The sequence below is a fragment of the Methylobacterium sp. SyP6R genome (assembly GCF_019216885.1).
Taxonomy (GTDB): Bacteria; Pseudomonadota; Alphaproteobacteria; order Rhizobiales; family Beijerinckiaceae; genus Methylobacterium.
Genome location: NZ_JAAQRC020000001.1, coordinates 2,929,974 through 2,952,172 on the forward strand (window position 1 = coordinate 2,929,974; position 22,199 = coordinate 2,952,172).

General features: G+C 71.8%; 22 protein-coding genes. 10 read left to right on the forward strand and 12 right to left on the reverse strand.

Translation table 11 applies throughout. From position 1 onward, the window contains the following. Window positions 1-193 precede the first annotated feature (193 nt). Window positions 194-2,407, reverse strand: coding sequence for a cation:proton antiporter domain-containing protein (locus tag HBB12_RS13480; protein ID WP_236989811.1), 2,214 nt, complete (start codon window positions 2,405-2,407; stop codon window positions 194-196). A gap of 245 nt (window positions 2,408-2,652) precedes the next feature. Between HBB12_RS13480 and HBB12_RS13485 the strand changes: the two genes are divergently transcribed. Continuing rightward, complete coding sequence (locus HBB12_RS13485; protein WP_236989812.1) at window positions 2,653-3,726, forward strand: alpha/beta fold hydrolase; 1,074 nt, start codon at window positions 2,653-2,655, stop codon at window positions 3,724-3,726. 91 nt (window positions 3,727-3,817) lie between these two features. Here HBB12_RS13485 and HBB12_RS13490 read toward each other — a convergent pair whose 3' ends face one another. After that, the gene (locus HBB12_RS13490; protein WP_236989813.1) at window positions 3,818-4,006 is read right to left on the reverse strand and encodes a hypothetical protein; all 189 of its coding nucleotides are present in this window, start codon (window positions 4,004-4,006) and stop codon (window positions 3,818-3,820) included. A 167-nt stretch (window positions 4,007-4,173) separates the two neighbouring features. Here HBB12_RS13490 and HBB12_RS13495 point away from each other — a divergent pair, with 167 nt between their 5' ends. Further along, window positions 4,174-4,512 carry a hypothetical protein gene (locus HBB12_RS13495; protein ID WP_236989814.1) on the forward strand — a complete coding sequence of 113 codons (339 nt, stop codon included), beginning with the start codon at window positions 4,174-4,176 and terminating at the stop codon, window positions 4,510-4,512. A 7-nt stretch (window positions 4,513-4,519) separates the two neighbouring features. Here HBB12_RS13495 and HBB12_RS13500 read toward each other — a convergent pair whose 3' ends face one another. After that, complete coding sequence (locus HBB12_RS13500) at window positions 4,520-5,044, reverse strand: disulfide bond formation protein B (protein WP_236989815.1); 525 nt, start codon at window positions 5,042-5,044, stop codon at window positions 4,520-4,522. Window positions 5,045-5,055: 11 nt separating this feature from the next. Beyond that, window positions 5,056-5,637 (reverse strand): YqaA family protein, encoded by a 582-nt coding sequence (locus HBB12_RS13505; RefSeq protein WP_236989816.1) that lies wholly within the window; start codon window positions 5,635-5,637, stop codon window positions 5,056-5,058. A 293-nt stretch (window positions 5,638-5,930) separates the two neighbouring features. Here HBB12_RS13505 and HBB12_RS13510 point away from each other — a divergent pair, with 293 nt between their 5' ends. Further along, on the forward strand, window positions 5,931-6,230 hold the full coding sequence (locus HBB12_RS13510) for a hypothetical protein (RefSeq protein ID WP_236989817.1): 300 nt from the start codon (window positions 5,931-5,933) through the stop codon (window positions 6,228-6,230). A 125-nt stretch (window positions 6,231-6,355) separates the two neighbouring features. Here the strand turns inward: HBB12_RS13510 and HBB12_RS13515 are convergent, their stop codons facing one another. The 3 genes from HBB12_RS13515 to HBB12_RS13525 form a co-directional block, all read right to left on the reverse strand. Then, window positions 6,356-7,546, reverse strand: coding sequence for an MFS transporter (locus HBB12_RS13515; RefSeq protein ID WP_236989818.1), 1,191 nt, complete (start codon window positions 7,544-7,546; stop codon window positions 6,356-6,358). Between the two features lie 88 nt (window positions 7,547-7,634). Continuing rightward, window positions 7,635-9,821 (reverse strand): protein-disulfide reductase DsbD family protein, encoded by a 2,187-nt coding sequence (locus HBB12_RS13520; RefSeq protein ID WP_236989819.1) that lies wholly within the window; start codon window positions 9,819-9,821, stop codon window positions 7,635-7,637. Window positions 9,822-9,889: 68 nt separating this feature from the next. Further along, a complete protein-coding gene (locus HBB12_RS13525) occupies window positions 9,890-10,801 on the reverse strand; it encodes a LysR family transcriptional regulator (RefSeq protein ID WP_236989820.1) in 912 nt (303 codons plus the stop codon). Window positions 10,802-10,906: 105 nt separating this feature from the next. Between HBB12_RS13525 and HBB12_RS13530 the strand changes: the two genes are divergently transcribed. Beyond that, on the forward strand, window positions 10,907-12,046 hold the full coding sequence (locus tag HBB12_RS13530) for a DSD1 family PLP-dependent enzyme (protein ID WP_236989821.1): 1,140 nt from the start codon (window positions 10,907-10,909) through the stop codon (window positions 12,044-12,046). Between the two features lie 235 nt (window positions 12,047-12,281). Here the strand turns inward: HBB12_RS13530 and HBB12_RS13535 are convergent, their stop codons facing one another. Further along, window positions 12,282-13,385, reverse strand: coding sequence for an asparaginase (locus HBB12_RS13535; protein ID WP_236989822.1), 1,104 nt, complete (start codon window positions 13,383-13,385; stop codon window positions 12,282-12,284). 201 nt (window positions 13,386-13,586) lie between these two features. Here HBB12_RS13535 and HBB12_RS13540 point away from each other — a divergent pair, with 201 nt between their 5' ends. Then, window positions 13,587-13,772 carry a DUF3606 domain-containing protein gene (locus tag HBB12_RS13540; protein ID WP_236989823.1) on the forward strand — a complete coding sequence of 62 codons (186 nt, stop codon included), beginning with the start codon at window positions 13,587-13,589 and terminating at the stop codon, window positions 13,770-13,772. Between the two features lie 324 nt (window positions 13,773-14,096). Here the strand turns inward: HBB12_RS13540 and HBB12_RS13545 are convergent, their stop codons facing one another. The 4 genes from HBB12_RS13545 to HBB12_RS13560 all read right to left on the reverse strand — a co-directional run bounded on the left by HBB12_RS13545 (window position 14,097) and on the right by HBB12_RS13560 (window position 18,502). Continuing rightward, the gene (locus tag HBB12_RS13545; protein ID WP_236989824.1) at window positions 14,097-15,386 is read right to left on the reverse strand and encodes an amidase; all 1,290 of its coding nucleotides are present in this window, start codon (window positions 15,384-15,386) and stop codon (window positions 14,097-14,099) included. 3 nt (window positions 15,387-15,389) lie between these two features. Next, a complete protein-coding gene (locus HBB12_RS13550; RefSeq protein ID WP_236989825.1) occupies window positions 15,390-16,235 on the reverse strand; it encodes a hypothetical protein in 846 nt (281 codons plus the stop codon). Between the two features lie 16 nt (window positions 16,236-16,251). Further along, a complete protein-coding gene (locus tag HBB12_RS13555) occupies window positions 16,252-16,932 on the reverse strand; it encodes a DUF2848 domain-containing protein (RefSeq protein ID WP_236989826.1) in 681 nt (226 codons plus the stop codon). Between the two features lie 250 nt (window positions 16,933-17,182). Beyond that, on the reverse strand, window positions 17,183-18,502 hold the full coding sequence (locus HBB12_RS13560; protein WP_236989827.1) for an MFS transporter: 1,320 nt from the start codon (window positions 18,500-18,502) through the stop codon (window positions 17,183-17,185). A 242-nt stretch (window positions 18,503-18,744) separates the two neighbouring features. Here HBB12_RS13560 and HBB12_RS13565 point away from each other — a divergent pair, with 242 nt between their 5' ends. The 5 genes from HBB12_RS13565 to HBB12_RS13585 all read left to right on the forward strand — a co-directional run bounded on the left by HBB12_RS13565 (window position 18,745) and on the right by HBB12_RS13585 (window position 22,056). Then, a complete protein-coding gene (locus tag HBB12_RS13565) occupies window positions 18,745-19,392 on the forward strand; it encodes a GntR family transcriptional regulator (protein WP_236989828.1) in 648 nt (215 codons plus the stop codon). A gap of 54 nt (window positions 19,393-19,446) precedes the next feature. Beyond that, on the forward strand, window positions 19,447-20,097 hold the full coding sequence (locus HBB12_RS13570; RefSeq protein WP_236989829.1) for an alpha/beta hydrolase: 651 nt from the start codon (window positions 19,447-19,449) through the stop codon (window positions 20,095-20,097). Window positions 20,098-20,210: 113 nt separating this feature from the next. Then, window positions 20,211-21,080 carry an aldolase/citrate lyase family protein gene (locus tag HBB12_RS13575; protein WP_236989830.1) on the forward strand — a complete coding sequence of 290 codons (870 nt, stop codon included), beginning with the start codon at window positions 20,211-20,213 and terminating at the stop codon, window positions 21,078-21,080. Then, on the forward strand, window positions 21,077-21,556 hold the full coding sequence (gene dut / locus HBB12_RS13580; protein ID WP_236989831.1) for a dUTP diphosphatase: 480 nt from the start codon (window positions 21,077-21,079) through the stop codon (window positions 21,554-21,556). The genes HBB12_RS13575 and dut overlap by 4 nt, the downstream gene beginning before the upstream one ends. Before the next feature lie 8 nt (window positions 21,557-21,564). After that, window positions 21,565-22,056 carry an RrF2 family transcriptional regulator gene (locus tag HBB12_RS13585; RefSeq protein WP_272913268.1) on the forward strand — a complete coding sequence of 164 codons (492 nt, stop codon included), beginning with the start codon at window positions 21,565-21,567 and terminating at the stop codon, window positions 22,054-22,056. The last annotated feature ends 143 nt before the right edge of the window (window positions 22,057-22,199 follow it).

Sequence of the window (22,199 nt, forward strand, 5' to 3'; positions counted from 1 at the left end):
CTGCATCGGCGGGTACATTTCTGTCCATGCCACAACCTCATCCTGAGGTGCCGCGTAACGGCCTCGAAGGAGGGCTCCAGAAATCTCAGCGAGACCTGGAGCCCTCCTTCGAGGTCAGTCGATCTTCGATCGACTAACACCTCAGGATGAGGTCGCGGAGCGGATAAAATCTGCCGATCGGTCAAACAAGTTTTCAGCTCGCCAAGAACAGCACCGAGCGGTCCGAGGCCTCCAGCACCGTCTCGGCCAGCGGCCCGAACGCCGCACCCTCGCCGGAGCGGCGGGTGACGCCCATCACGATCAGATCGTGATCGCCGGCCCGGGCTTGGCGCAGGATCTCGTGCTCGGGCGCCCGCGTGGCGCGGACCTGGGCGTGCGCCTGCAGACCCGCCTGTTCGGCGAGGTCGAGCACGTCGCGAAGCGCCTGGGACTCCCCCGTGCCCAAGCCGGTGAGGCGCCGCGTCCCGGCGGCCTCCGATAGGAATAGGACCGTCAAGGGTGCGCCCGCGCCGCGGGCCAGGGTGACGGCGATCTCGGCACCGCGCCGGGCGGCCCGGGTGCCGTCGATCACCGCCAGGACCGAGAGGGCGGCGCGCTCCGGATCGTCGCGGTGGGACCCCCGCGCCGCCGCGATGGCGAGCGGCCCGTCGAACCGCTCCGCGGCTCCCGCCACCGCGTCGGCGAGGCCGCCATCCGGCGCCACCGTGGGGTCGATGCCGACGATCAGGAGGTCGTAGCCCTTGGCGGCCTCCTCGCCGACGGCCTCCGCGGCGGGCGCCTCGCGGACGAGTTCCGTCACCTCGACCGCCCCGGATTCGTCGTTCTCGTCTCCCTGCCGCGCGCCCCGCGCCGCCTCCGTCACCGCGCCGGCCAGGACGGCCTCGTCCGTCGCCGCGCCGAGCCGCACCACCGTCACCGGCATCCCGCGGGAGCCGGCCACCAGGCCGGCGAGCCGGGCGGCGAAGCGCCCCTTCGGGCCGTCATCGGCGGCGACGAGCAGGCGTTCGAGGTTGGCGACGAAGCCGCTTTCCTCCGCCGCCTCGCGTTCCAGCCGTTCCTTCTCCTCGCCCTTCAGCGGCAGGCGGTGGAGCGCCCAGCGCAAGGTCGGCGGCATCGCCAGGGTGGTGATGAGCGCCATGGCGACGATCATGGTGAACAGGTCCTGGCTCAGCGCCCCCATGCCGAGCCCGATCGAGGCGACGATCACCTCGGTCGAGCCGCGGGCATTCATGCCGCAGGCGAGCGCCAGGGATTCCGACCGCCGCAGGCCCCCCATCAGCCCGCCCGCGAAGGCGCCGGCGAACTTGCCGAGGCTCGCGATGGCGATGAGCCCGAGGGTGAGGAGCAGGAGGCGCGGGTCGCGCAGGATGGTGAGGTCGGCGCTCAGGCCCGCGAGCCCGAAGAAGATCGGCGCGAACAGGGCGGTGACGATGCCGCGCAGCTGCCCGTCGATGCGCTTGGTCAGGATCGGCGACTGGCCGACGAGGAGGCCGGCCACGAAGGCGCCGAGCACCGTGTGCACGCCGATGGCTTGCGTGATGAGCGCCATCACCCCCATCAGCACCAGGATCGCGGTGATCACCGCGGCCTCGCTCCGCAGCGAATCGTTGGCCCAGCGGATCAGCCTGAAGACGAGGCGGCGCCCGACCGTGAGGCTGATCCCGAGGAAGACCAGCGTGCCGGCGAGGCTGCGACCGATCTCCCACGGGTCGATCGTGCCGGCTTGGGCCAGGCTGAAGATGACCGCGATGATGACCCAGCCGATCGTGTCGTCGATGATCGCCGAGGCGACGATGACCTGGCCGACGTTGCGGCGCAGGAAATTCATCTCGCGCACCACCATGGCGACGATCTTGACCGACGAGATCGCGAGCGCGGTGCCGAGGAAGAGCGCGGTGACGAGGCGGAGTTCCGGATGCGGCAGCATCGCCTCGGGCAGGAACCAGCCGAGCAGGAAGCCGCAGCCGAACGGCACCGCAACGCCGGTGACCGAGACGCTCAGCGCGGCCCGCCGGACCCGGCGCACCAGGGCGAGGTCGGTCTCCATGCCGGTCATGAGCAGAAGGAGCAGGATGCCGAGCTGGGCGATGCCGTCGAGGAGCGCCTTCTGGTCGCGCCCGGGCGGAAACAGCCAGTGTTGCGCCTCCGGCCACAGCGCCCCGAGGAAGGAGGGACCGAGCAGGATGCCGGCGAGCAGCTGGCCCATCACCGCCGGCTGCCCGATCCGCAGCATCGCCTCGCCGAGCAGGCGCCCGACGGTGAGGAGCAGCACGATCTGGACGACGAGCACCACCTCGGACGGGCCGCCGCCCGAGCCGATCCCGGCTCCTTGAGCGGTGCCGGCGGTAAGGATCGCCGAGAGGGTCGCGGGGACGAAGAGCGCCGTGCTCGCTCGGGCAAATCTCACGCGGCCAAATCTCGCTCGGGCAAATCTCGGCCGGGCGAGCCCGCCGGGAAGGGAGGGCGGAGGGGCGCTGGTCTCTCGCACGCGGGTCTCTCGTGTCCTCTCGCTTCGAGCGAGCGACAACCTGGGGGCGTTTGACCGGTTCCGCTTGCCCGGCGCCGGTTGCCCGCGTGGGTCGGGAACGCGATACTCGCCGGGCTCGTCCAACAAAACTCTTCCAACAAGGACGATGCTGCGGAGGAAACCCGATGCGAGCCTTGAGGCTGCTGCGAACCGCGACCGCGGGCGCGGCCCTGTCGTTGATCGCCCTCGCGGCGATCGCCGCCGATTACCCGGCGCCCAAGGAGGGTGACTGGACGATCAAGGACTTCACGTTCCACACCGGGGACGTCCTGCCGGAGTTGCGCCTGCACTACACTACGATCGGGGATCCGAAGGGAGAGCCGGTGGTCGTCCTGCACGGCACCACCGGCTCGGCCGCCAGCATGCTGACGCCCGGTTTCGCCGGCGAGCTGTTCGGCCCCGGTCAGCCGCTCGACGCGGCCAAGTACTACATCGTCCTGCCCGACGCGATCGGCCACGGCCGATCGTCGAAGCCGTCGGATGGATTGAAGGCGAAATTTCCGCGCTACAATTACGACGACATGGCGGAGGCGCAGTACCGGCTGCTCAAGGAGCATCTCGGCCTCAATCACGTCCGCCTCGTCATCGGCAACTCGATGGGCGGCATGCACACCTGGATCCTGGGCGTGAAACATCCCGGGTTCATGGATGCCCTCGTTCCCATGGCCTCGCAGCCGAGCGAGATGGGAAGCCGCAACTGGATGCTGCGCCGGCTCCTCACCGAGACCATCCGGCGCGACCCGGCCTATGCGGGTGGCGAGTACACGACCCAGCCGCCCACGCTGCGGGTCGCCAACGTCTTCTTCGCCCTCGCCACCAGCGGCGGCACGCTGGCGCTGCAGAAGCAGGCGCCGACCGGCGCTCTGGCCGACAAGCTCGTGGATGCCCGCCTGGCGCAGCCGTTCAACGCGGATGCCAACGACTACATCTACCAGTGGGATTCGTCGCGCGGCTACAATCCCTCTCCGGGCCTCGAGCGGATCGAGGCCTCCGTGCTGGCGATCAACTCCGCCGACGACGAGCGCAACCCGCCCGAGACGGGGATCATGGAGCGCGAGATGAAGCGGCTGAAGAACGGGCGCCTGTACCTGATCCCGGCCAGCCCCGAGACGTCCGGCCACGGCACCACGGGTTTCGCCCGTTTCTACAAGCAGCAGCTCCAGGATTTTCTGCAATCCGCGCCGAAGCGAGCGATGTAGGTCATCCGCCGCGGACGCATGGCTCCTGCCGCGGCGGGGCGCACCGCACGCGACGCGGGCGCCTCAGGCGCGGGAGATCGACGGGCCGGAATTACGTGCCGGCCTCCGGCTCGATCGCATGCCCGCGGCGATCGAGCCGGATCATCACGAGGGAGGCCGCGGCGGCGCTCGCCAGGCCGGCCGCCCCGGCGGCGAGGCCCGCGACCGTCAGGCCGCCGTCGATCGACCAGACGGCCGCGGTCATCGCCGCGCCGATCGCCGCCGTCATGGTAAAGAACATCCATCGTCCTCCAGCTTCCGGAGGCAAGTCGTCAAGCTCTGCTAGGTTCGTTCGGCGCTGCCGGTGTGGTGTGCGAATCCTGAACGGCTTCGCCGAGGGCCCGAGGAGATCGTTAAGGGATCGGCGCCTAGGCTCGCCGATGGTCAACCGTTCCTGAGTAACCGACCGTGTCCTTGCGTTCCAACCTCACCCTCGCGACGATGGCCGGCCTCGGCTTCGCCACGGTGTGCGCCGTCTGCTCGGCGCAACTCGACCGGGAGCCGCCGCGCCCGCCCCAGCTCGTGGCCGCGGCCAAGCCGATGCCCCTCGACGAGCCGGTCACCACCGGCTCGATCGTGCCGGCACCGCCCGCCGCGAAGGTGGCCCGGCTGGCCAAGATCGAGCCCAGGATCGAGCCCAAGCCCGAGCCGAAGAAGGTCGCGAAGCCGAAGCCCGAGCCGGCCCTCGATTCCGAGCGCCTGGCCGCGCTGCTGGCCGAGCCGACGGTGATGAAGCCGAAGCGCTGACTGCCCGTCAGGCGCGGCGCAGCGCCCGCCCTGCGGCGGTGCCTGCGAGCGCCGCCAGCGCCAGCGCGATCAGGGCGTTGTAGCCGGCGAGCGAGATCCCGATGAAGCGCCAGGCCGCCGCGGTGCAATCGACCGGGTGGGTGGCCTCGAGGGACTTGAGGAAGTCGTTCACGCCGGCCGGCGCCGGGCCGGCGCCGCCGCCGCAATCGCTCGGGCCGGGCCAGAAGCCCCACTCGGCCCCGGCGTGGTAGGCGCCGAGCCCGGCCCCGACCAGGAGGATCACCGCCACCAGTCCCAGCAGCAGGCCCGCGATGCGTCGCGGCAGCAGCAGGGCGGCGGCGAGCAGCGGCAGGGCGAGGTAGTAGGGCTGGCGCTCGGTCAGGCAGAGCTTGCACGGCACGTAGCCGAGGCCGTGCTGGAAGATCAGCGCGCCGCCGACGGTCGCGGCGGCGCCGACGAGAACCAGCAGGGCCGCCGGCCGGGGGGCGGTGAGCCGCGCGGCGAGGGCGGGCGCCGGAATCGCTTGGGCCATGGCGAAAAGCCTCAGAACAGGTAGCGGAAGCCGACGAAGCCGAGGATGCAGACCGCCCCGAAGACCGCCGCCACGGCGTTCAGGTGCCGGTCGAGCACGGTGCGGATGCCGACGCCGTAGCGGCCGACCAGTCCGGCCAGGATGAAGAACCGCAAGCCCCGGGTGATCAGCGACAGGACGATGAACCAGAACAGGTCGTAGCCGGCGAAGCCCGACGTGATGGTGACGAGCTTGTAGGGGATCGGGGTGAGACCCTTGAGCAGGATCACCCAGTGCCCGTAATGCGCGTAGGCCTCCCGGAAGGCGTCGGCGCCCTTGTCGAGCCCGTAGAGGTGGAACAGCCAGGCGCCGATCGAATCGTAGAGCAGCGCCCCGATGGCGTAGCCGGCGATCCCGCCGAGCACCGAGGTGAGCGTCGCGATCAGCGCGTAGGTCCAGGCCTTCTCGGGCCGGGTCACCGCCATCGGCACCAGCATCACGTCCGGCGGGATCGGGAAGAACGAGCTCTCCGCGAAGGAGACCGCGCCGAGCGCGTAGGGGGCCGAGGGGCGAGCGGCGAGCGCGAGGATCCACTCGTAGAGGCGGCGCAGCATCGTGGGAAACACCCGTCCGGGATGAGGTCGCGGCCCTTTGAGCACAGGATTGCGGCGCTGGCGAGGGCATCGGCGATAACCCCCGACGGGAGGGCGGCGAGGCAGAGGAGAGGCGTCGATCCGCATCGTCCGGCCAGGACAGTGCGGCCGGGATACGCCGGGTCTCCCGACCGAAAGGATTAAGCCTGATGTCGAGGGTGCGTATTTTCTTGACGGGATTGTGCGAGTCCGTCCGATCACCGCCACGATCGACACTCATCGATCGTCCCGTCCTCCACCGAAGGCCCTGCGTGATGTCGCCCCTGCGTTCGCTCCTCGTCCTCGCCCTGCTGGTCGCTGGCGCCGCTCCCGCCCTGGCGGCGGAGGATACCGTCGCGCGCTGGCAGCGGGCCGATGCCGCCTGCGGCCTGCCGGCCTCGCCGCTCGCCGAGCAGGCCTGCGAGGATCGCGACCGCTACGCCACCGCCCTGCGCCGCCAGGGCTGGTGCGAGGCCCGTGCCACGACCGAGTACGATCATTGGGGCTGGCGGCGCTGTGCGCCGGCCGCGACGGCGCGGGCGATGCCGCGGCGACGGCCCCGCCCGCATGCCTGATCCGTCCCGCAAACGGAGGATGCGCCGGCCCTCCCGACGGCGTTAGGCTCCGTGTCTCTGGACCTCGACTTCGCGCCCCGCCCGGCCCCCGCCGGCGGGGCTTCTCTCGTCGGGAGGTGCCTCGCTCACCGGTCCAGCCGATGCGCCACCACGCCGGTTCCGGCGACCGCGAGCGCCAGCACCGCTCCGATCACCGGGAGGTGGCCGTACGGAACGCCCGCGGTGATCGCGATCCCGCCGAGCCAGGCCCCGATGGCGTTGCCGAGGTTGAAGGCGCCCTGGTTCACCGTCGAGGCGAGGTTGCGGGCGCCGTCGGCGGCGGTGAGCACCCGCATCTGCAGCGGCGCCACCAGGGCGAAGGCGAGGATGCCCCACAGGCCGATGAGCGCGGTGGCGGGCAGGAGCGCGGCGCTTCCCGGCACCAGGGCCATGAGCACCACGGCGAGGGCGAACCCCAGACCGATCACCGAGGGCATCAGCCGCCAGTCGCCGAGGCGGCCGCCGAGCCCGTTGCCAAGGGTGAGCCCGACGCCGAACAGCAGCAGCACGCCGGTGATCGCCGAGGGACCGGCGCCCGCCGTGGCGGCGAGCAAAGGCGCCACGTAGGTGAAGACGCTGAACAGGCTCGCCGAGGCCAGTACGCTCAGGAGCATCGCGAGCACGACCTGCGTGCGGCGCAAGACCCGCATCTCCGACAGGAGGCTGCCCCCGTCCCGGGCGAGGTCGCGCGGCAGCCAGGCCACCAGGGCGGCGGCCGCCACGAAGCCGATGCCGACGACGGCCCAGAACGTCGCCCGCCAGCCCAGCGCGTGGCCGAGCGCCGTGCCGAACGGGACACCCAGCACGTTGGCCAGCGTCAGACCGGTGAACATGATCGCGATGGCGCTGGCCTTGCGGTGCGGCGGCACGAGATCGGCGGCCACCACTGCGCCGAGGCCGAAGAAGGCGCCGTGGCAGAGCGCCGTGACGATGCGGGCGAGCATCAGCAGGCGGTAATCGGGCGCGAGCGCGCAGAGCGCGTTACCGAGGATGAACAGGCCGACCAGCACCAGCAGCGCCCGGCGCCGGTCGAGGCGCGACAAGGCCACCGCCACCAGGGGCGAGCCGAAAGTGACGCTGAGCGCGTACCCTGAGACGAGCAGGCCGGCCTTCGGGATGCCGACGCCGAGATCGGCGGCCATCTCGGGCAGGAGCCCCATGATGACGAACTCGGTGGTGCCGATCCCGAACGAGGCCGCGGCGAGCGCCAGGAGCGCGAGGGCCGTGGAACGCCCGGTGGCCGCGGCGGGGACCGCCCGTTCGATCGTCTGCTGCATCGCCGTCCTCATTGCCGCATCGCAGCATAAGGCGGGAGGCCGTGCCGGGTTCAGGCCGTTTCGCGCATGGCTGGCCTGAACCGGGGCCTCACGGCAGGGCCGCCCGCGGCCCGGTGCCGGCGGGGAGCGCCGCCAGGGCGTCGCGCAAGATCGCCTCGGTCAGGATCTGCGGCAGCACCGCGACGCCGCCCCGGCCGTCGTAGAGCAGGTAGAGCGGCACGCCGGAGCGGCCGTTGGCCTCGAGCACCCGGGTGATCTCCGGATTCTGGTTGGTCCAGTCTCCCTTGAGCTGCGCCACCTCGTGGGCCTTGAAGGCGTCCTGCACCGAGGCCGCCTGCAGGGTGGCGCGGTCGTTGACCTGGCAGGTGATGCACCAGGCCGCCGTCATGTTGACGAAGACCGGCCGGCGCGCGGCGAGGAGCGCGTCGAGCCGGGCTTGGGCGAACGGCTCGATCCCGTCGGCGCTCGCGACCGTGACCGGGCCGGCACGGTCGCGGTCGAGCACCGCGACGAGGCCGGCGAGCCCGAGAAGGGCGAGGAGTGCCGCCACTTGTGCCCCGCGCCGGGCGAGGGGGCCGGCCACCCGGCCGCGCTCGATCGCCCAGGCGCAGAAGCCCACCAGCACGAGGCCGGTCAGCCCGGCCATGAGCCCGGCGGAGCCGACCTGCTGGCTCAGTACCCAGACGAGCCACGCCACCGTGAGGTAGAGCGGGAAGGCGAGAAGACCTTTGAGCGTCTCCATCCAGGCGCCGGGCCGCGGCAGGCGCCGGAGCAGGGCGGGCCAGGCCGCCAGCAGCGTGAAGGGGAGGGCGAGGCCGAGGCCGAGCGCCGCGAAGACCGTCAGCGCCACCGGGGCCCCCTGCGTCAGGCCGTAGCCGACCGCCGCGCCCATGAACGGCGCGGTGCAGGGCGTGGCGACCACGGTCGCCAGCACGCCGGTGAAGAACGAGCCTTCGAGCCCGGCCCGTCGGGTCAGGCCGTCGCCGAGGGCGGCCGCCCGGCCGCCGAGATGCCAGACGCCCGACAGGCTCAGGCCCATGGCGAAGAGCCCGTAGGCGAGGCCGGCCACCACCAGGGGCGATTGCAGCTGGAAGCCCCAGCCGATCTGCGCGCCGCCGGACCGGAGTGCGATCAGCAGGCCGGCGAGGCCGAGGAAACTCGCCAGCACTCCGGCCGCGTAGACGAGGCCGTGCAGCCGCACCCGGCCCGGGCTCTCGCCGGAATGGCGCACCAGGCTCAGCACCTTGATCGACAGGACCGGGAAGACGCAGGGCATCAGGTTGAGCAGGAGCCCGCCCAGGAAGGCGAGGAAGGCCGCCTGCCACAGGCCCTCGGCCCCCCCCGGCCCGGAGCCGGGCACGACCGGGACCGGCACCGCCGAGGACGCGACCGGGGGGGCCGCGACGGCGCTCGGTGCGGGCGTCGCCGTGCCGAGCGCATAGGCGCGCCGGATCGGGCCCGATCCGGTCTCCTCCGTGAAGGTCAGGACACCGTCGGCTTGCGGAGCGGGCGCGTCGGCTGCGGCCTGGCTGCTGCGCTGGAGCCGCAGGTGCAGGCCGGTCGCGTCGCTCGTCGCGCCCTGCGCGGCGGCGTGTTCCAGGGCGGTCTCGGAATAGGGGAAGAACGCGACGTCGCGGGCCTGGAGGCCGGGCGCGTCGACGTCGAGCACCGGCGTGCCGCCATCGTCCCGCATCCGGACCGGCCAGGGGGCCGGCTCGGGTAGCCGCGCGCGGCCTTGCGCGAACAGGGCGGCGTTGCGCGGGTCGGGCCGCGGGCTGCTCCCGGCGGGCGCCACCGGCAGGCTCGCCGACAGGGTCGCCTCGCCCGGCACGCATTCGCGCTCGCAGACGAGATACGAGACCTTGGCCTTCAGCGGGACCGGCCCGGTGCCGAGCGTCTCCGGCGCGGTGAGCGGCACCGTCAGCAGCACCTCGCCCTCGTAGCCGAAATTCATCAGGTCGCCGACCGGGATCCGCTCCGGCGCCGGCCAGGCGATGCTGCCGGCGGAAAAGCCCGCGGGCAGGGTCCAGGCGATCTCCGGCGGCAGGCCGGAATCACCCGGATTGCGCCAGTAGACGTGCCAGCCCGGCTTCATCGTGAGTTTCACGCCGGCGGTGAGGGGGGCGCCCGGCGCGACGGCGCTCTCCTGCGTCACCAGCTCGGCCCGGACGAGGTCGGCGTATTTCGACGGCCGCGGCACCTGCGCCTCGGCGGCGCCGAGGGTGAAGCAGGCGGCGAACAGGGGGAGGAGGAGGGCGAGGCGGCGGAGCGGCATACGTCCGGGTTAGCCGGACTCTGCGGCGCTGGCGAGGCCGGCCGGATCGCGTTCGCGTGATGCGGCCCTCACACCCGCCAGGGAGCGGGGTCGAGGGCGGCGGCGAGCGCGTCGAGGAAGCGCTTGGTGCGGGCGGCGCGGGCGCGGCGGGGTGCGCCGAGGAGCGCCATCACCGGGGCCTCGGGCAGGGCGTGGTCGGCCAGCAGCCGGACGAGGCGCCCCGCCCGCAGGTCGGCGGCGACGTCCCATTCCGAGCGCAGGATGATGCCCCGGCCGGCGAGCGCCCAGCCGCGCACCACCTCGCCGTCGTTGCTGGCCAGCCGCGGCTCGATGCGGATCCGCGCCTCGGCGCCGCCGCGCCGGAAGCGCCACAGGGTCACGTCCTCGTCGTTCTCGCGCAGCGCGATGCAGGCATGGGCGTGCAGGTCTTGCGGGCTCGCCGGTTCGCCCCGATCCGCGAGATAGGCCGGCGCGGCGCAGACCACCCGGTCGTTGGAGGCGAGGCGCCGGGCGATCAGGCCGGGCGCCGCCTGGGCGATCGTGCCGACATGGACCGCGAGGTCGAAGGTGCCCTCCGGCACGCCGCCGAGGCGGTCGGACAGCATGAGGTCGATCGCGACCTGCGGATGCGCCGCCTGGAACGCCGCCGCGACCGGGGCGACGTGGCGGCGGCCGAAGCCGAGGGGCGCCACGATCCGCAGGTGCCCCACCACCTGCCCGCGCCGGGCCGCCAGGGCCTCGTCGAGCTCGCCGAGCGAGGCCAGGATATGCCGCCCGCGCTCGGCGATCAGCTCGCCCTCGTCGGTGAGCGCGAGATGACGCCCGGCCCGGTCGACGAGGTGCACCCCCAGCCGTTCCTCGAGGGCGCGCAGGCGCTGGGTGACCGCCGGCGGCGACACGTCGAGAGTCCGCGAGGCGGCGGCCAGCGAGGGCGCCTCGGCGATGGCGAGGAAGAAGCGGAGGTCGTCGGGTCCGAGCATTAAGGTTCTCGTTAACGCAGGAGGCAGGTGGCGTTAATGGCACAAGGCGCCCGTTCCGTGCTTCCTGCGAACCGGACTCGTCGCGACCGGAGGATGCACGCGATCATGCCTGAGCCGCTCGACACCCTGCAGACCCCCAGCCTGCTCCTCGACGAGGCGCGCCTGCGCGCCAATGCCGAGCGGATGCGCGCCCATCTCGCCGGCCTCGGGGTGCGCTTGCGCCCCCATCTGAAGACCGCGAAGTCCCTCGAGGTCGGCCGCATCGCCATGGCCTCCCCGGAGGGGCCGGCCATCGTCTCGACCCTGAGGGAGGCCGAATACTTCGCCGAGGGCGGCGTGCGCGACATGATCTACGGCGTCGGCATCGCACCGGCGAAGCTGCCCCGGGTCGCGGCGATCCGGGCCGGCGGCACCGACCTCGCGATCATCCTCGACAGCCTGGAGCAGGCGCAGGCCGTGGCGGCCCATGCCCGCTCCACCGGCGACGCGATCCCGGTCCTGATCGAGGTCGATGCCGACGGCCACCGCTCCGGCGTCGCGCCCCATGACGGCGACACCCTGGTGGCGATCGGCCGGACGCTCGTTGCGGGCGGCGCCGAGTTGCGCGGGGTGTTGCTGCATGCCGGCGACAGCTATGCCTTGCGCGATCCCGAAGCCCTGGCGGCAGCCGCCGAGAACGAGCGGGTCGCCGCGGTGACGGCGGCCGACGCCTTGCGGGCGGTGGGCCTGCCTTGCCCGATGGTCAGCGTCGGCTCGACCCCGACGGCGCGATTCGCCCGCGACCTCACCGGCATCACCGAGGTCCGGGCCGGCGTCTACATGCTCGGCGACCTGTTCCAGGCCGGGGTCGGCTCGGTGGCGGTCGAGGACATCGCCGTCTCGGTGCTCGCCGCCGTGATCGGCCACCAGCGGGCGAAGGGCTGGATCATCGTCGATGCCGGCTGGATGGCGATGTCGCGCGACCGCGGTACGGCGCGGCAAGCCGTGGACCAGGGCTACGGCATCGTCTGCGATACGGCCGGCCGACCCTATCCCGACCTCATCGTCGCCGATGCCAACCAGGAGCACGGCATCGTCGCCCTGCGGAAGGGCGCAAGGGGCACACTGCCGGACCTGCCGATCGGTGCGCAAATCCGCATCCTGCCGAACCACGCCTGCGCGACGGGGGCGCAGTACGATCGCTACCACGTCATCGATCGCGAGAACCGCGTGACGGCGGTGTGGCCGCGCATCAACGGTTGGTAGAAGGCCGGCGGCGCTCGGCCTTGGTTGACCGATCGCGGACTCGATCCCACCCGCAACCTCATCCTGAGGTGCAACCAACGGGAGCCTCGAAGGAGGGCTCCAGAAATCTCGGCGATCTCTGAAAGCCCTCCTTCGAGGTTAGTCGATCTCCGGATCGACTAACACCTCAGGATGAGGTGGAGGGTATGATATCTGAAAATTTCCTGCAGGTTGCGTCTCGCAACTCGGCAGACGCTCAATACTCCCAGAAGATCCGCTGCAGCTCCTTGGTGTCGCCGGTCTTGGTCAGCGCGACCGCGGCCAGGATCTTGGCCTTCTGCGGGTTCAGGTCGTGGGCCACGACCCAGTCGTACTGGTCGTCGGGCTGCTCGGCGTTGCGCAGCACGAAGCCGTCGCCGACGCGCGAGGAACGGATGACGACCGTGCCCTTGGCCCGCAGGTCCTTGAGGGTATCGACGGCGTAGCCCGCCACCGAGCCGTTGCCGGTGCCGGCATGGACGATCGCCTTGGCGCCACCCTGCACGGCGGCCGTGTAGGCGGCCGGGTTCATGTTGCCCGAGCCGTAGACGATCGCGACCTCCGGCAGGGTGTCGATCGCGTCGATGTCGAACTCGGACGCCGTGCCGTGGCGCTTGACCGGCGCGCGGAACCAGTAGGTCTTGCCCTCGACCACCATGCCGAGCGGGCCCCACTGGCTGGTGAAGGCGCTCGGCTTGATGTTGACGCGCTTGGTCACGTCGCGCCCGGCCTGGATCTCGTCGTTCATCGTCACCAGCACGCCCTTCCCCTTCGAGGCGGGGCTCGCCGCGGTGGCGACCGCATCGGCGAGGTTGAGGGCGCCGTCGGCCGAGATCGCCGTCGAGGGCCGCATCGAGCCGACGACCACGATCGGCTTGTCGCTCTTCACCACGAGATCGAGGAAATACGCCGTCTCCTCGAGGGTGTCGGTGCCGTGGGTGATCACCACGCCGTCGACGTCGTCCTGCTTCAACAGGGCCGAGACGCGCTTGGCGAGCTGCACCAGCTGCGCGTTGGTGAAGCTCTCCGAGGCGATCTGGAACACCTGCTCGCCGCGCACGTTGGCGAGCCCGCTCAAGGACGGCACCGCGGCGATCAGCTTGTCCACCGGCACCTTGGCGGCCTGGTAGGTGGCGCTGTTGCTGGCATCGGCGCCGGCCCCCGCGATGGTGCCGCCGGTGGCGAGGATCACCACGTTGGCCTTGGCGGGAGTGGCCGGCGCGGTCGTCGCCGTTCCCGGCATTTCGCGGGCGAGGGCGGGGCCGGCAAGCGGCAGGCCTGCGAGCATCAGGGCCGCGAGGGCGGGGCGGAGACGGTGCATGGGTCGGATCCTGGCAAGGAGGAATCGAAGGCCCGAGCGGGTACCAGCCTCGTGCCGTTCCCGCCAGCGTTGCGCGCGATGCCGCAGCGGCCCGAAGGTCGAGCCGGCAACTTTTCCAGGAATCGAGCGTTCTTCCGATACAAGACGCGGTGCGTCCCGTGCCAGCGGTGACTGGCTCACTCGACAGTTCAGGATTCGACCATGTCCGTTTCCCAGGACGCTCTCAAGCCGCGTTTCGCGCAGCATATCGACATACATTGCCCGGATGACCGTGCCTATTGGGCCGGGCACTTCGGTGTGAGCGGAGAGGAACTGCGGAGTGCCGTCAAGCTGGTCGGCCCGCGGGTCACGACCGTGGCGGCGCATCTGGGCCGTCAGGCGGCCTGATCTGTCGGAAGTTGGGCGCCGTGGGTCGTAATCGGTCCGCGGCGTTTTTTATTGGATTTTTTAGGCAACATCCGGCCCGTGATTGCCTCGACAGATTTTTGAGGCGATCCATTCCAGGGGTTTTCTCACGGTTTTCATACCCTCATTGTCATTCCGGGGCCGCGAAAGCGGAGCCCGGAATCCAGACCCTCGGTTGATCGAGAATGAAGCGGAACGGGGGCCGCACTTTCCTGAATATGCCGCGGTTCTGGATTCCGGGCTCCGCTTTCGCGGCCCCGGAATGACGAGGAGGGTGAGAGGATCGTCGAGCGCGTAACGGAAGACTTACCCCTTCAACGCCGCCTCGACACCCGCCGCGATCTCCAGGAGTCGCCGGTCCTGGCCATGGCGCGCCAGCAGCATCAGGCCGACGGGCTTCGCCTGGCCCGGCAACGGTAGCGAGACGCCGGTGAGGTCGAACAGGTTCCCCACCATCGTGTTGCGCAGCATCAGGAGGTTGAGCCGCGAGAATGCCGCGTCGTCCTCCGCCACCGCGGCGATGCTCGGTGCGGTGATCGCGGTCGCCGGCAGGGCCAGCACGTCGAGGGGCTTGAGCCGCTCGTCGCCGGCCTCGATCAGCGCGGCGCGGGTCCGCATCATCCGGATATAGGCAGCGGCCGTCACGGTGCGGCCGCGGGTGATGCGGGCATGGACCCGCGGATCGAAGGCGGCTTCTTCCGCATCGAGCCAGTCGGCGTGGATTTCCGCCGCTTCCACCGCGGCGATCGGGCCCGCCGCGGTCGCCTCGGCCATGCGGGCGAGGAGATCGTCGAATTCGGTGTCGTGGATCCGGGCGCCGGTCGCGCTCAAGCGCGACAGGGCGGCCTCGAAGGCCTGCGCCACCACCGGCTCGGTTTCGGTGAACAGGAGGCCGCGGGGCACGCCGATCCGCAGGTCGCGCAACGCCGCCGCCCGCAAGGGACGAACTTCCTCGCCGGCCATCACGGCGTCGGCCGCCGCGCAGGCCTCGACCGAGCGGGCGAGCGGGCCGATCGAATCGAGCGAGGGCGAGAGCGGGAAGGCGCCGGCGAGGGGCACTCGCTTGGCCGTCGGCTTGAACCCGACCACGCCGTTGAGCGAAGCCGGGATGCGGATCGAGCCGCCGGTATCGGTGCCGATGGCGATGTCGGAGGTGCCGAGCGCCGCCGAGACGCCGGCGCCCGAGGAGGAGCCGCCCGGCACCAGGCTCGGGTCGGTCGCGTTGCCCGGATTGCCCCAATGCGGGTTGAGGCCCAAGCCCGAGAAGGCGAATTCGGACATGTTGGTCTTGCCGACGATCACCGCGCCGGCCCGGCGCAGGCGGGCGACGATCGGTGCGTCCTGGAGTGCCGCTTGCGCCTTGCGCCGGAGCGACGAGCCGGCGGTGGTCGCCTCGCCCTGCACGTCGAACAGGTCCTTGATCGACACGATGGCGCCGTCCAGCGCCCCGAGCGACAGGCCGGCCTTGCGCCGGGCGTCGGCGGCGTCGGCGGCGGCGCGGGCGGCCTCCGGGTAGAGCCGGGTGAAGACGTGCCGGCTCGCCGGCGCCTCGATCAGGGCGAGGCGGCGTTCGAGGTCGTCGCGGATCGTGCTCATCACTTACGTCTCCAGGGAGGCAGGAAGGGGCGCAGGTCCTCGGCGGCTCACCAGCAGGATTCCGCCGTTCCAGATCAAGGTCGTCAGAAGGGCGAGCGACAGGGCCGGGACCGGCCCCAGCCGTTCGACCGTGAGGGCGAGGGCGAACAGGGCCGCCACGAAGCCGAGGAGCCCCGGCAGGCTCAAGACCAGCACCGTCGCGACCGCCGTCCCGCCGATGCGCGGATGCAGGATCACCGCCAGGCTCACCATCACGACGGGCGCGAAGGCGAGGATGCCCGCGGCGCCCGGCCCGGCGAGACGCCCGGCCAGCACCACGGCGACGACGAGGGCCATCACGATGCCGGCCCGGACCAGCACGTCGCTCGCCCGCTTGCGCCGCGCTGGCGGCGGGCCTCCTCGACGCCAGCGGTAACAGGCACCGATGCAAGCCAGGATCACCAGGATGGCGGCGAGACCGCCGCTCGCCAGACCGTCACCCATGAGACGGCCCAGCAGCAGCACCGCGGCGAGCCAGATCGCCAAAGCCGCGGTCAGCGAGGCCGCGACGCCGTGCCGGCGGGCCAGACCCGCATAGGCGGCGATGAACAGGGCGGTAGCGGCGATGGCCGGCAGGCTCGCCACCGCGCTGTCGCGCAGGAACCCCGCATCGTGGTCGAGGGCGAGGAACACGTAGGCCGGCCCGGCCGAGACCGGCAGGGTCGCGATCATCGCTCCGACGAGAGGCCCGGTCCGCTCGACCGCGAGCGAGGCGAGCACCACGATCGCGGCGCTCGCCAGCATCTTGGCCAGCAGCGCCGCCCAGAAGGCGGCACCGATACCGGCAAGGATTCCCGCGAGCGTCGTCACGGCCTCCATCGCGGGGTCAGGCCACCACGGGCAGCACGACGATGTCGTAGGCGTGGGTCAGGCTGCGGCCGAGCACGGGATCCTCCAGTTCCATCTCGAAGCGGTCGGCCGGGCGGATGCCGCCGATCGCCCCGAGGGTCCCGCCGAACATCACCGTGCCGGGCGGCAGATCCGGACCGCCGGGACGGCGCGCAATGAGATCGCCCGGGGTGCGCAACGCCGTCAAGCGGCCCTCCTGGTACAGCACACGCTCGCCGCCGATGGTGGCGTAGGCGCGCAGGATCATCTCGTCCCAATGCGGCTCGATCTCGTCGAGGCGCCACAGGCCGGTGCCGACCGGCTTGCCGCAGAGCTGCTTGGAGAGCGCGATGCCGACCGTCTCGGCCTTGCGGTCGGTGTGGTCGGAGCCGAGCCCGAGCCAGAGCCCGTCTGCCAGCGACACGATCACCGGCTCGGCCTCGCCGGAGGAATCCGGTCCCAGCACCTCGAGGCGGGGACTTTGCGTGAGGGTCGCGGCGGCGGCCCGGTAATAGACCGGGACCGAGGAGGGCGGCGGCACGCCGATCGCCGCCAGTTCGTCGATGTGGTGGCGGATCGCCGCCTCGTCCCGCCCGGCCCAGCCGGCGATCACCAGGGATTCGGGGGAAAGGGCGATCACGTCCCGGCGGCCGGCGGCCTCGCGATGGAAGGTCAGCATGGTGTGGAAATCCTTTTATGTAATTTTTGTCTGAGAGCCTGTTTGACCCACTCGACAGTCCTGGCACCCACCGCCTCATCCCGGGCTCCGCTGCGCGGCCCCGGCATGACGCGGTGGATGTGAGATCCGTAGAGGTCGGTCAAAGAGGCTCTGATCCGTTCCGAAATCAGTAAAGCGTGAGATTCCCTCTCGTGTATGTGCGTGCGAGACGGGCTCTACATCTCTTCGGACAGGTCGAGTGAAGACCCTGTCACTCCGCCGGCGCCAGATCGGCCGAACTGTCCTCGCGCCAGCGGGCGAAGCCCAGCACCAGAAGGCCCGCCAGCAACTCGAATCCGGCGACGACGTAGAGCCCGTTGCTCGACGTGCCGGTGAGCGTGTTCGACAACCCGACCACGTAGGGGGCGACGAAGCCCGCGAGGTTGCCGATCGAGTTGATCGCCGCGATGCCGCCGGCCGCCGCGGTGCCGGCGAGGAACGTCTGCGGCAGCGACCAGAAGACCGGGAAGGCCGCGAGGATACCGATCGCCGCGACCGTCAGCGCCACGAAGGCCAAGACCGCGTGGCCGATGAGCGCGCCCGTGGCGGCAAGGCCCGCCGCGGCGATCAGGCTGGCAACCGCACAGTGCAGCCGGCGCTCGCCGGTGCGGTCGGAATGCGCGCCGGTCCAGACCATCGCGATGGTGCCGGCGATGAACGGCACTGCCGCCAGGAAGCCGATGGCGATGGCGCCCGAGACGCCGATCTCCTTGATGATCGACGGCGTCCAGAACGCGATCGTGGCGTTGCCGCTGACGATGCAGAAATAGATCAGGGCGCAGAGCCACACCCGGCCGTCGCGGAGCGCAACCTTGAAGCTCGCCTCCTTGCCGGCGGCCCGGCCCTCGGCCTCGACGATGGCCGTCATCGTGGCGGCGACCTTCGGGGACAGCCAGCGCGCGTCCTTCGGCCGGTCGGGCAGGAAGGCCAGCACCGCGGCGCCCGCGATCAGCGACGGGATGCCTTCGAGGATGAACAGCCACTGCCAGTTGGCGAGACCCGAGACCCCGCCCATCGTGCCCATGATCAGCCCGGCGAGCGGGCCGCCGACCACGCCCGCGATGGCGAACGAGGTCATGAACAGGCCGTTGATGCGCGAGCGCTTCGCGCTCGGGAACCAGTAGGTCAGGTAGAGCACCACGCCGGGGAAGAACCCGGCCTCGAACACGCCGAGCAGGAAGCGGATGGCGTAGAAGGCCCATTCCGACTGCACGAAGGCGAGGCTCATCGAGGCGAGCCCCCACAGGATGGTGATGCGCGCCAGCGTCTTGCGGGCGCCGATGCGCTCCAGCAGCAGGTTGCTCGGCACCTCGAACAGGAAATAGCCGATGAAGAAGATGCCGGCGCCGAAGCCGTAGACCGCCTCGCTGAATTTCAGGTCCGACAGCATCTGGAGCTTGGCGAAGCCGACGTTCACCCGGTCGATCCAGGCCAGGATGAACAGGAAGACCAGGAACGGGATCAGCCGGAGCGTCGCCCGGCGATAGCCCTCGTCCAATTCGTGCGCACTCACGGCATCCACCCTCGACATCGCTCTTCTCCCGCGGTCCGCGAACCGGCCGCCCGGCGTGTGGTACTGCAAGTACCATGCCTGTGATATTTCACAAGCCGGTCCAAGTTGGCCGTACCCCGTGGTAGGGGGGGCGATGATCCGGCTCCCGGGAGGTATCTTCCGGGAGCCGGATCACGAGCCCGCGCGGCGCTTGAGCGGAGCCGACTTCCGCATCGCGAAGCGAGCGATCGGAAGTCGTAAGAGTGAGCGGAGCGGTGTCGGTGGCCAAAGCGCGTGCAGGTTCGTGCCCAACTGTGTCGCAGAACGAGCGCGCCTATCGGCGGCTGAAGGACGATATCGTCTCGCTGCGGCTGAAGCCCGGCGACGCGCTGAACGAGGCCGGCCTGTGCGCCGAGCTGGGGCTGGGCCGCACGCCGGTGAACCAGGCCCTGCACCGGCTGATGCACGAGGGGCTGGTGCGGATCCTGCCCCGCAAGGGCGTGCTGGTGCAGCCGCTCTCGATGGACGAGTTCGCCCACCTGATCGAGGTGCGCCGCCTCACCGAGCCGCCCTGCGCGGCCCTGGCCGCCGGGCGGATCGGCGAGGCGGCCTTGGCGCAGCTCGACGCCATCCTGGCGGCGCGACCCGACGACCTCGACGCGATCCTCGAATCGGACCGGCTTTTCCACGCCGTGATCGCCGAGGCTTCCGGCAACCGGGTGCTCGCCGAGGTGCTGGCCGGGCTGCATGGCCGCTCGGTCCGGTTCTGGGCCCTGTCGCTCGCCACCGGCCACCACCTGGCGGAAGTGGCGGAGGAGCACGCTGCGATCCGCGACGCCCTGCGCCGGCGCGACCCCGATGCCGCCGCGGCGGCGATGACCGCGCATATCGATTCCTTCGCCCGCACCCTGGCATCGCGGCTGGCTTGAGCCGTCGTTCAAGGCTGCCGGTGCCGGACCGGCTTCGGGCGCCCGGAGACGGGCATGATGGAGACGGGCATGATGGAGACAGGCATGGCGGAGACGGCAGGATTCCACGTCGTGCGGTCCGGCGATGCCGCGCAAGGCCGCGCTCCCCTCGTCCTGCTCCACGGCAGCGGCGGATCCGAAAGGTCGCTGATCGGTTTCGGACGCCGCGTCGCCGGCGGCCGCGCCTGCCTCTTCGTGCGCGGCCGGGTGCCGTGGGAGGAGGGGTACGCCTTCTTCCGACGCCATCCGGATCGGACCCTCGATCAGGCCGATCTCGCGCAACGATGCGCGGAGTTCTGCGGTGTCCTCCGCCACCTCGGGGCGATCGGCGGCAGGCCGCCCGTCCTCGTCGGCTTCTCCAACGGCGCCATCATGGCGGTCGCCGCCCTTCTGGCGGCCCCGGCTCTGTCGTCCGGCGCCGTCCTCCTCCGGCCGCTCTCTCCGTGCCCGGGAGAGCGGTTTCCGGCGCTCGACGGCTATCCCGTCCTGCTGCTCGGCGCCGCCGCCGATGCGCGACGGCACCCGTCCGACACTCCCGCCCTTGCCGAACAGTTCCGGCAGGCGGGAGCCGACGTCGCCGCGCGGATCCTCCCCGTCGGCCACGGCCTGGACGAGGCGGGGGAGGATACCCGCCTGACGCAGGACTGGCTGGCAGGCCGCGCCTGACGACCGGTGGCTCGCCCGGAGGGGATCCCGGGTTCGCACCGGCCCGTGCCCTATAGCCATCCCGCCCTTCCCCGGGGCATAGATGCGCCGCCATTCGGGGAGTCACGCGACCGATGACCGACATCCGCCCCCGCCGCAGCGCCCTCCTGGTGCCGGCCACCGCGACCGCCCTCGCGGCGGCGCGATCCGAGCCCGCCGACGCGCTGATCCTCGACCTCGCCGATTCGCTGCCCCCCGCCGACAAGGAAGCGGGGCGGCACCACCTCGCCGCTTCCCTTGCGGAAGGCGGGTTTGCCGCCGCCGAGCTGGTCGTGCGGGTCAACGGCCTCGACACGCCCTGGGGCGAGGCCGACCTCGCGGCGGTGGCGCAAGCCGGGCCCGATGCGGTGCTGGTGCCGCGGATCGAGGAGCCGGAAGACCTCGCCGGTCTCGGCAGCCGCCTGCGCCGCCTCCATGCCCCGGAGCGGGTGCGGGTCTGGGCCTGCCTCGACACGCCGCTCGGCATCCTCGCCGCGGAAGCCGTGGCGAGCGCGGTGCGCGACGTCGATGCGCGGCTCGCCTGCCTCGTCGTCGATGCCGGGGCGCTCGCCCGCGAGGGCCGGCTGCCGCCCGGCGCGCCGGAGGCCGGCCCGCTCCTCAATTGGCTCGCCACCGCGCTCGCCGCCGCCCGCGCCCACGACCTCGACGTGCTGCTCGACCCCGCCGACCGCCTCGACATCGGCCGCGCCCGCGGGCTCGGCTTCGACGGGGCGGTGGTGACCGCGCCCGCCGGCGCCCGCCGGGCCGAATCGGCCTTCGCGCCCGATCCGGAGGCGCTTGCCGGCGCGAGAGCCCTCGTCGCCGCCTTCGACGCGCCGCAGGCGCGGGGACAGGCCGGCATCGCCCATCTCGGCCGCACGGTGCTGCGGCGCGAGGCGGACGAGGCGCGCCGGCTCGTCGCCCTCGCCGAGGCGGTGGCGGCCCGCGCAGGAAGCAGGGCATGAGCGGCCTCGACGTCGCGGTCCGGATCCTCGATCCGCGCCTGCACGATTGGGGGTTTCCGCGATGGGGCTCGGCGCTCGCCGCCGGGCTCGACCTCCATGCCTGCCTCGACGCCCCCGTCACCCTGGAACCGCAGGGCCCGCCCGCCCTGATCCCGGCCGGCTTCGCCCTGTCGATTCGCGATCCCGACTGGTGCGCGATGATCCATCCGCGCTCCGGCCTCGGCCATCGCGACGGGCTGGTGCTCGGCAACACCGTCGGGGTGATCGATGCCGATTACGAGGGCCCGCTGATGATCTCGGCCTGGAACCGCAACCCGCCGGGCACCGCCCCCCTCACGGTGCGGCCGGGCGAGCGCATCGCGCAAGCAGTCTTCACCCGGGTGGTTCGGCCGTCCCTGCGGGTCGTCGACGCCTTCCCGGAAGCCGAGGTCGGCGCGCGAGGCGCCGGCGGCTTCGGCTCCACCGGCCGCGGCTGAGGCTGCTTTTGGACGCGGTCGTCCATCCCCCGCGACTCGCGACGGGCTCGGCTCTGGCCCCGCCGCGGCTGAGCCTCGCGCTCGCCGCGATGGTCGACATCGCGCTCCATGCCCGGCCGCAGCCGGTCAGCGCCAAGGCGCTGGCGGCGCGTCACGCCCTGCCGCCCCGGCACCTGGAGGCAGTGCTGCAGGCCCTGGTGCATCACGGCCTGCTCAAGGGCCTGCGCGGGCCGCATGGCGGCTACGAGCTCGCCCGCGAGCGCCGCCGCATCAGCGCCGGCGACATCGCCCGGGCGGTGCTGGGGCAGGACCGGGAGGCGGCCGCGGGCCTTGCCGTCCCCGGCAACGACGTGACCGGCCTCGTCGTCGCCCCCCTGGTGGCGGAGGCGGCTGGAGCGTACCTTGCGGTGCTCGATTCGGTGACCGTGGAGGATCTCTGTGGGCGAGCCGAGGCCGCGAAGGTCGCCGGCCCGCGGGCGGGGGCGGATTTCACCATCTAAGCAGTTTTTCCCGGAGGGCCGAATGCCGTCGGGGAAAGGACGCCGGATCAATGTTTTGCGTCAGTTCGGCCTCGGGCCTTCCGCCGACCGGCAGGGTGCGGAAGCTTAAAGAACGCTTTATCAAGTCGCGGTAGTTTGGGACC

Coding starts and splice junctions, on each gene's coding strand:
- HBB12_RS13485 (WP_236989812.1), top strand. CDS start 2,653: ATGCGAGCCTTGAGGCTGCTGCGAACCGCGACCGCGGGCGCGGCCCTG.
- HBB12_RS13490 (WP_236989813.1), bottom strand. CDS start 4,006: ATGTTCTTTACCATGACGGCGGCGATCGGCGCGGCGATGACCGCGGCC.
- HBB12_RS13500 (WP_236989815.1), bottom strand. CDS start 5,044: ATGGCCCAAGCGATTCCGGCGCCCGCCCTCGCCGCGCGGCTCACCGCC.
- HBB12_RS13505 (WP_236989816.1), bottom strand. CDS start 5,637: ATGCTGCGCCGCCTCTACGAGTGGATCCTCGCGCTCGCCGCTCGCCCC.
- HBB12_RS13510 (WP_236989817.1), top strand. CDS start 5,931: ATGTCGCCCCTGCGTTCGCTCCTCGTCCTCGCCCTGCTGGTCGCTGGC.
- HBB12_RS13515 (WP_236989818.1), bottom strand. CDS start 7,546: ATGCAGCAGACGATCGAACGGGCGGTCCCCGCCGCGGCCACCGGGCGT.
- HBB12_RS13520 (WP_236989819.1), bottom strand. CDS start 9,821: ATGCCGCTCCGCCGCCTCGCCCTCCTCCTCCCCCTGTTCGCCGCCTGC.
- HBB12_RS13525 (WP_236989820.1), bottom strand. CDS start 10,801: ATGCTCGGACCCGACGACCTCCGCTTCTTCCTCGCCATCGCCGAGGCG.
- HBB12_RS13530 (WP_236989821.1), top strand. CDS start 10,907: ATGCCTGAGCCGCTCGACACCCTGCAGACCCCCAGCCTGCTCCTCGAC.
- HBB12_RS13535 (WP_236989822.1), bottom strand. CDS start 13,385: ATGCACCGTCTCCGCCCCGCCCTCGCGGCCCTGATGCTCGCAGGCCTG.
- HBB12_RS13540 (WP_236989823.1), top strand. CDS start 13,587: ATGTCCGTTTCCCAGGACGCTCTCAAGCCGCGTTTCGCGCAGCATATC.
- HBB12_RS13545 (WP_236989824.1), bottom strand. CDS start 15,386: ATGAGCACGATCCGCGACGACCTCGAACGCCGCCTCGCCCTGATCGAG.
- HBB12_RS13555 (WP_236989826.1), bottom strand. CDS start 16,932: ATGCTGACCTTCCATCGCGAGGCCGCCGGCCGCCGGGACGTGATCGCC.
- HBB12_RS13560 (WP_236989827.1), bottom strand. CDS start 18,502: ATGTCGAGGGTGGATGCCGTGAGTGCGCACGAATTGGACGAGGGCTAT.
- HBB12_RS13570 (WP_236989829.1), top strand. CDS start 19,447: ATGATGGAGACGGGCATGATGGAGACAGGCATGGCGGAGACGGCAGGA.
- HBB12_RS13575 (WP_236989830.1), top strand. CDS start 20,211: ATGACCGACATCCGCCCCCGCCGCAGCGCCCTCCTGGTGCCGGCCACC.
- dut (WP_236989831.1), top strand. CDS start 21,077: ATGAGCGGCCTCGACGTCGCGGTCCGGATCCTCGATCCGCGCCTGCAC.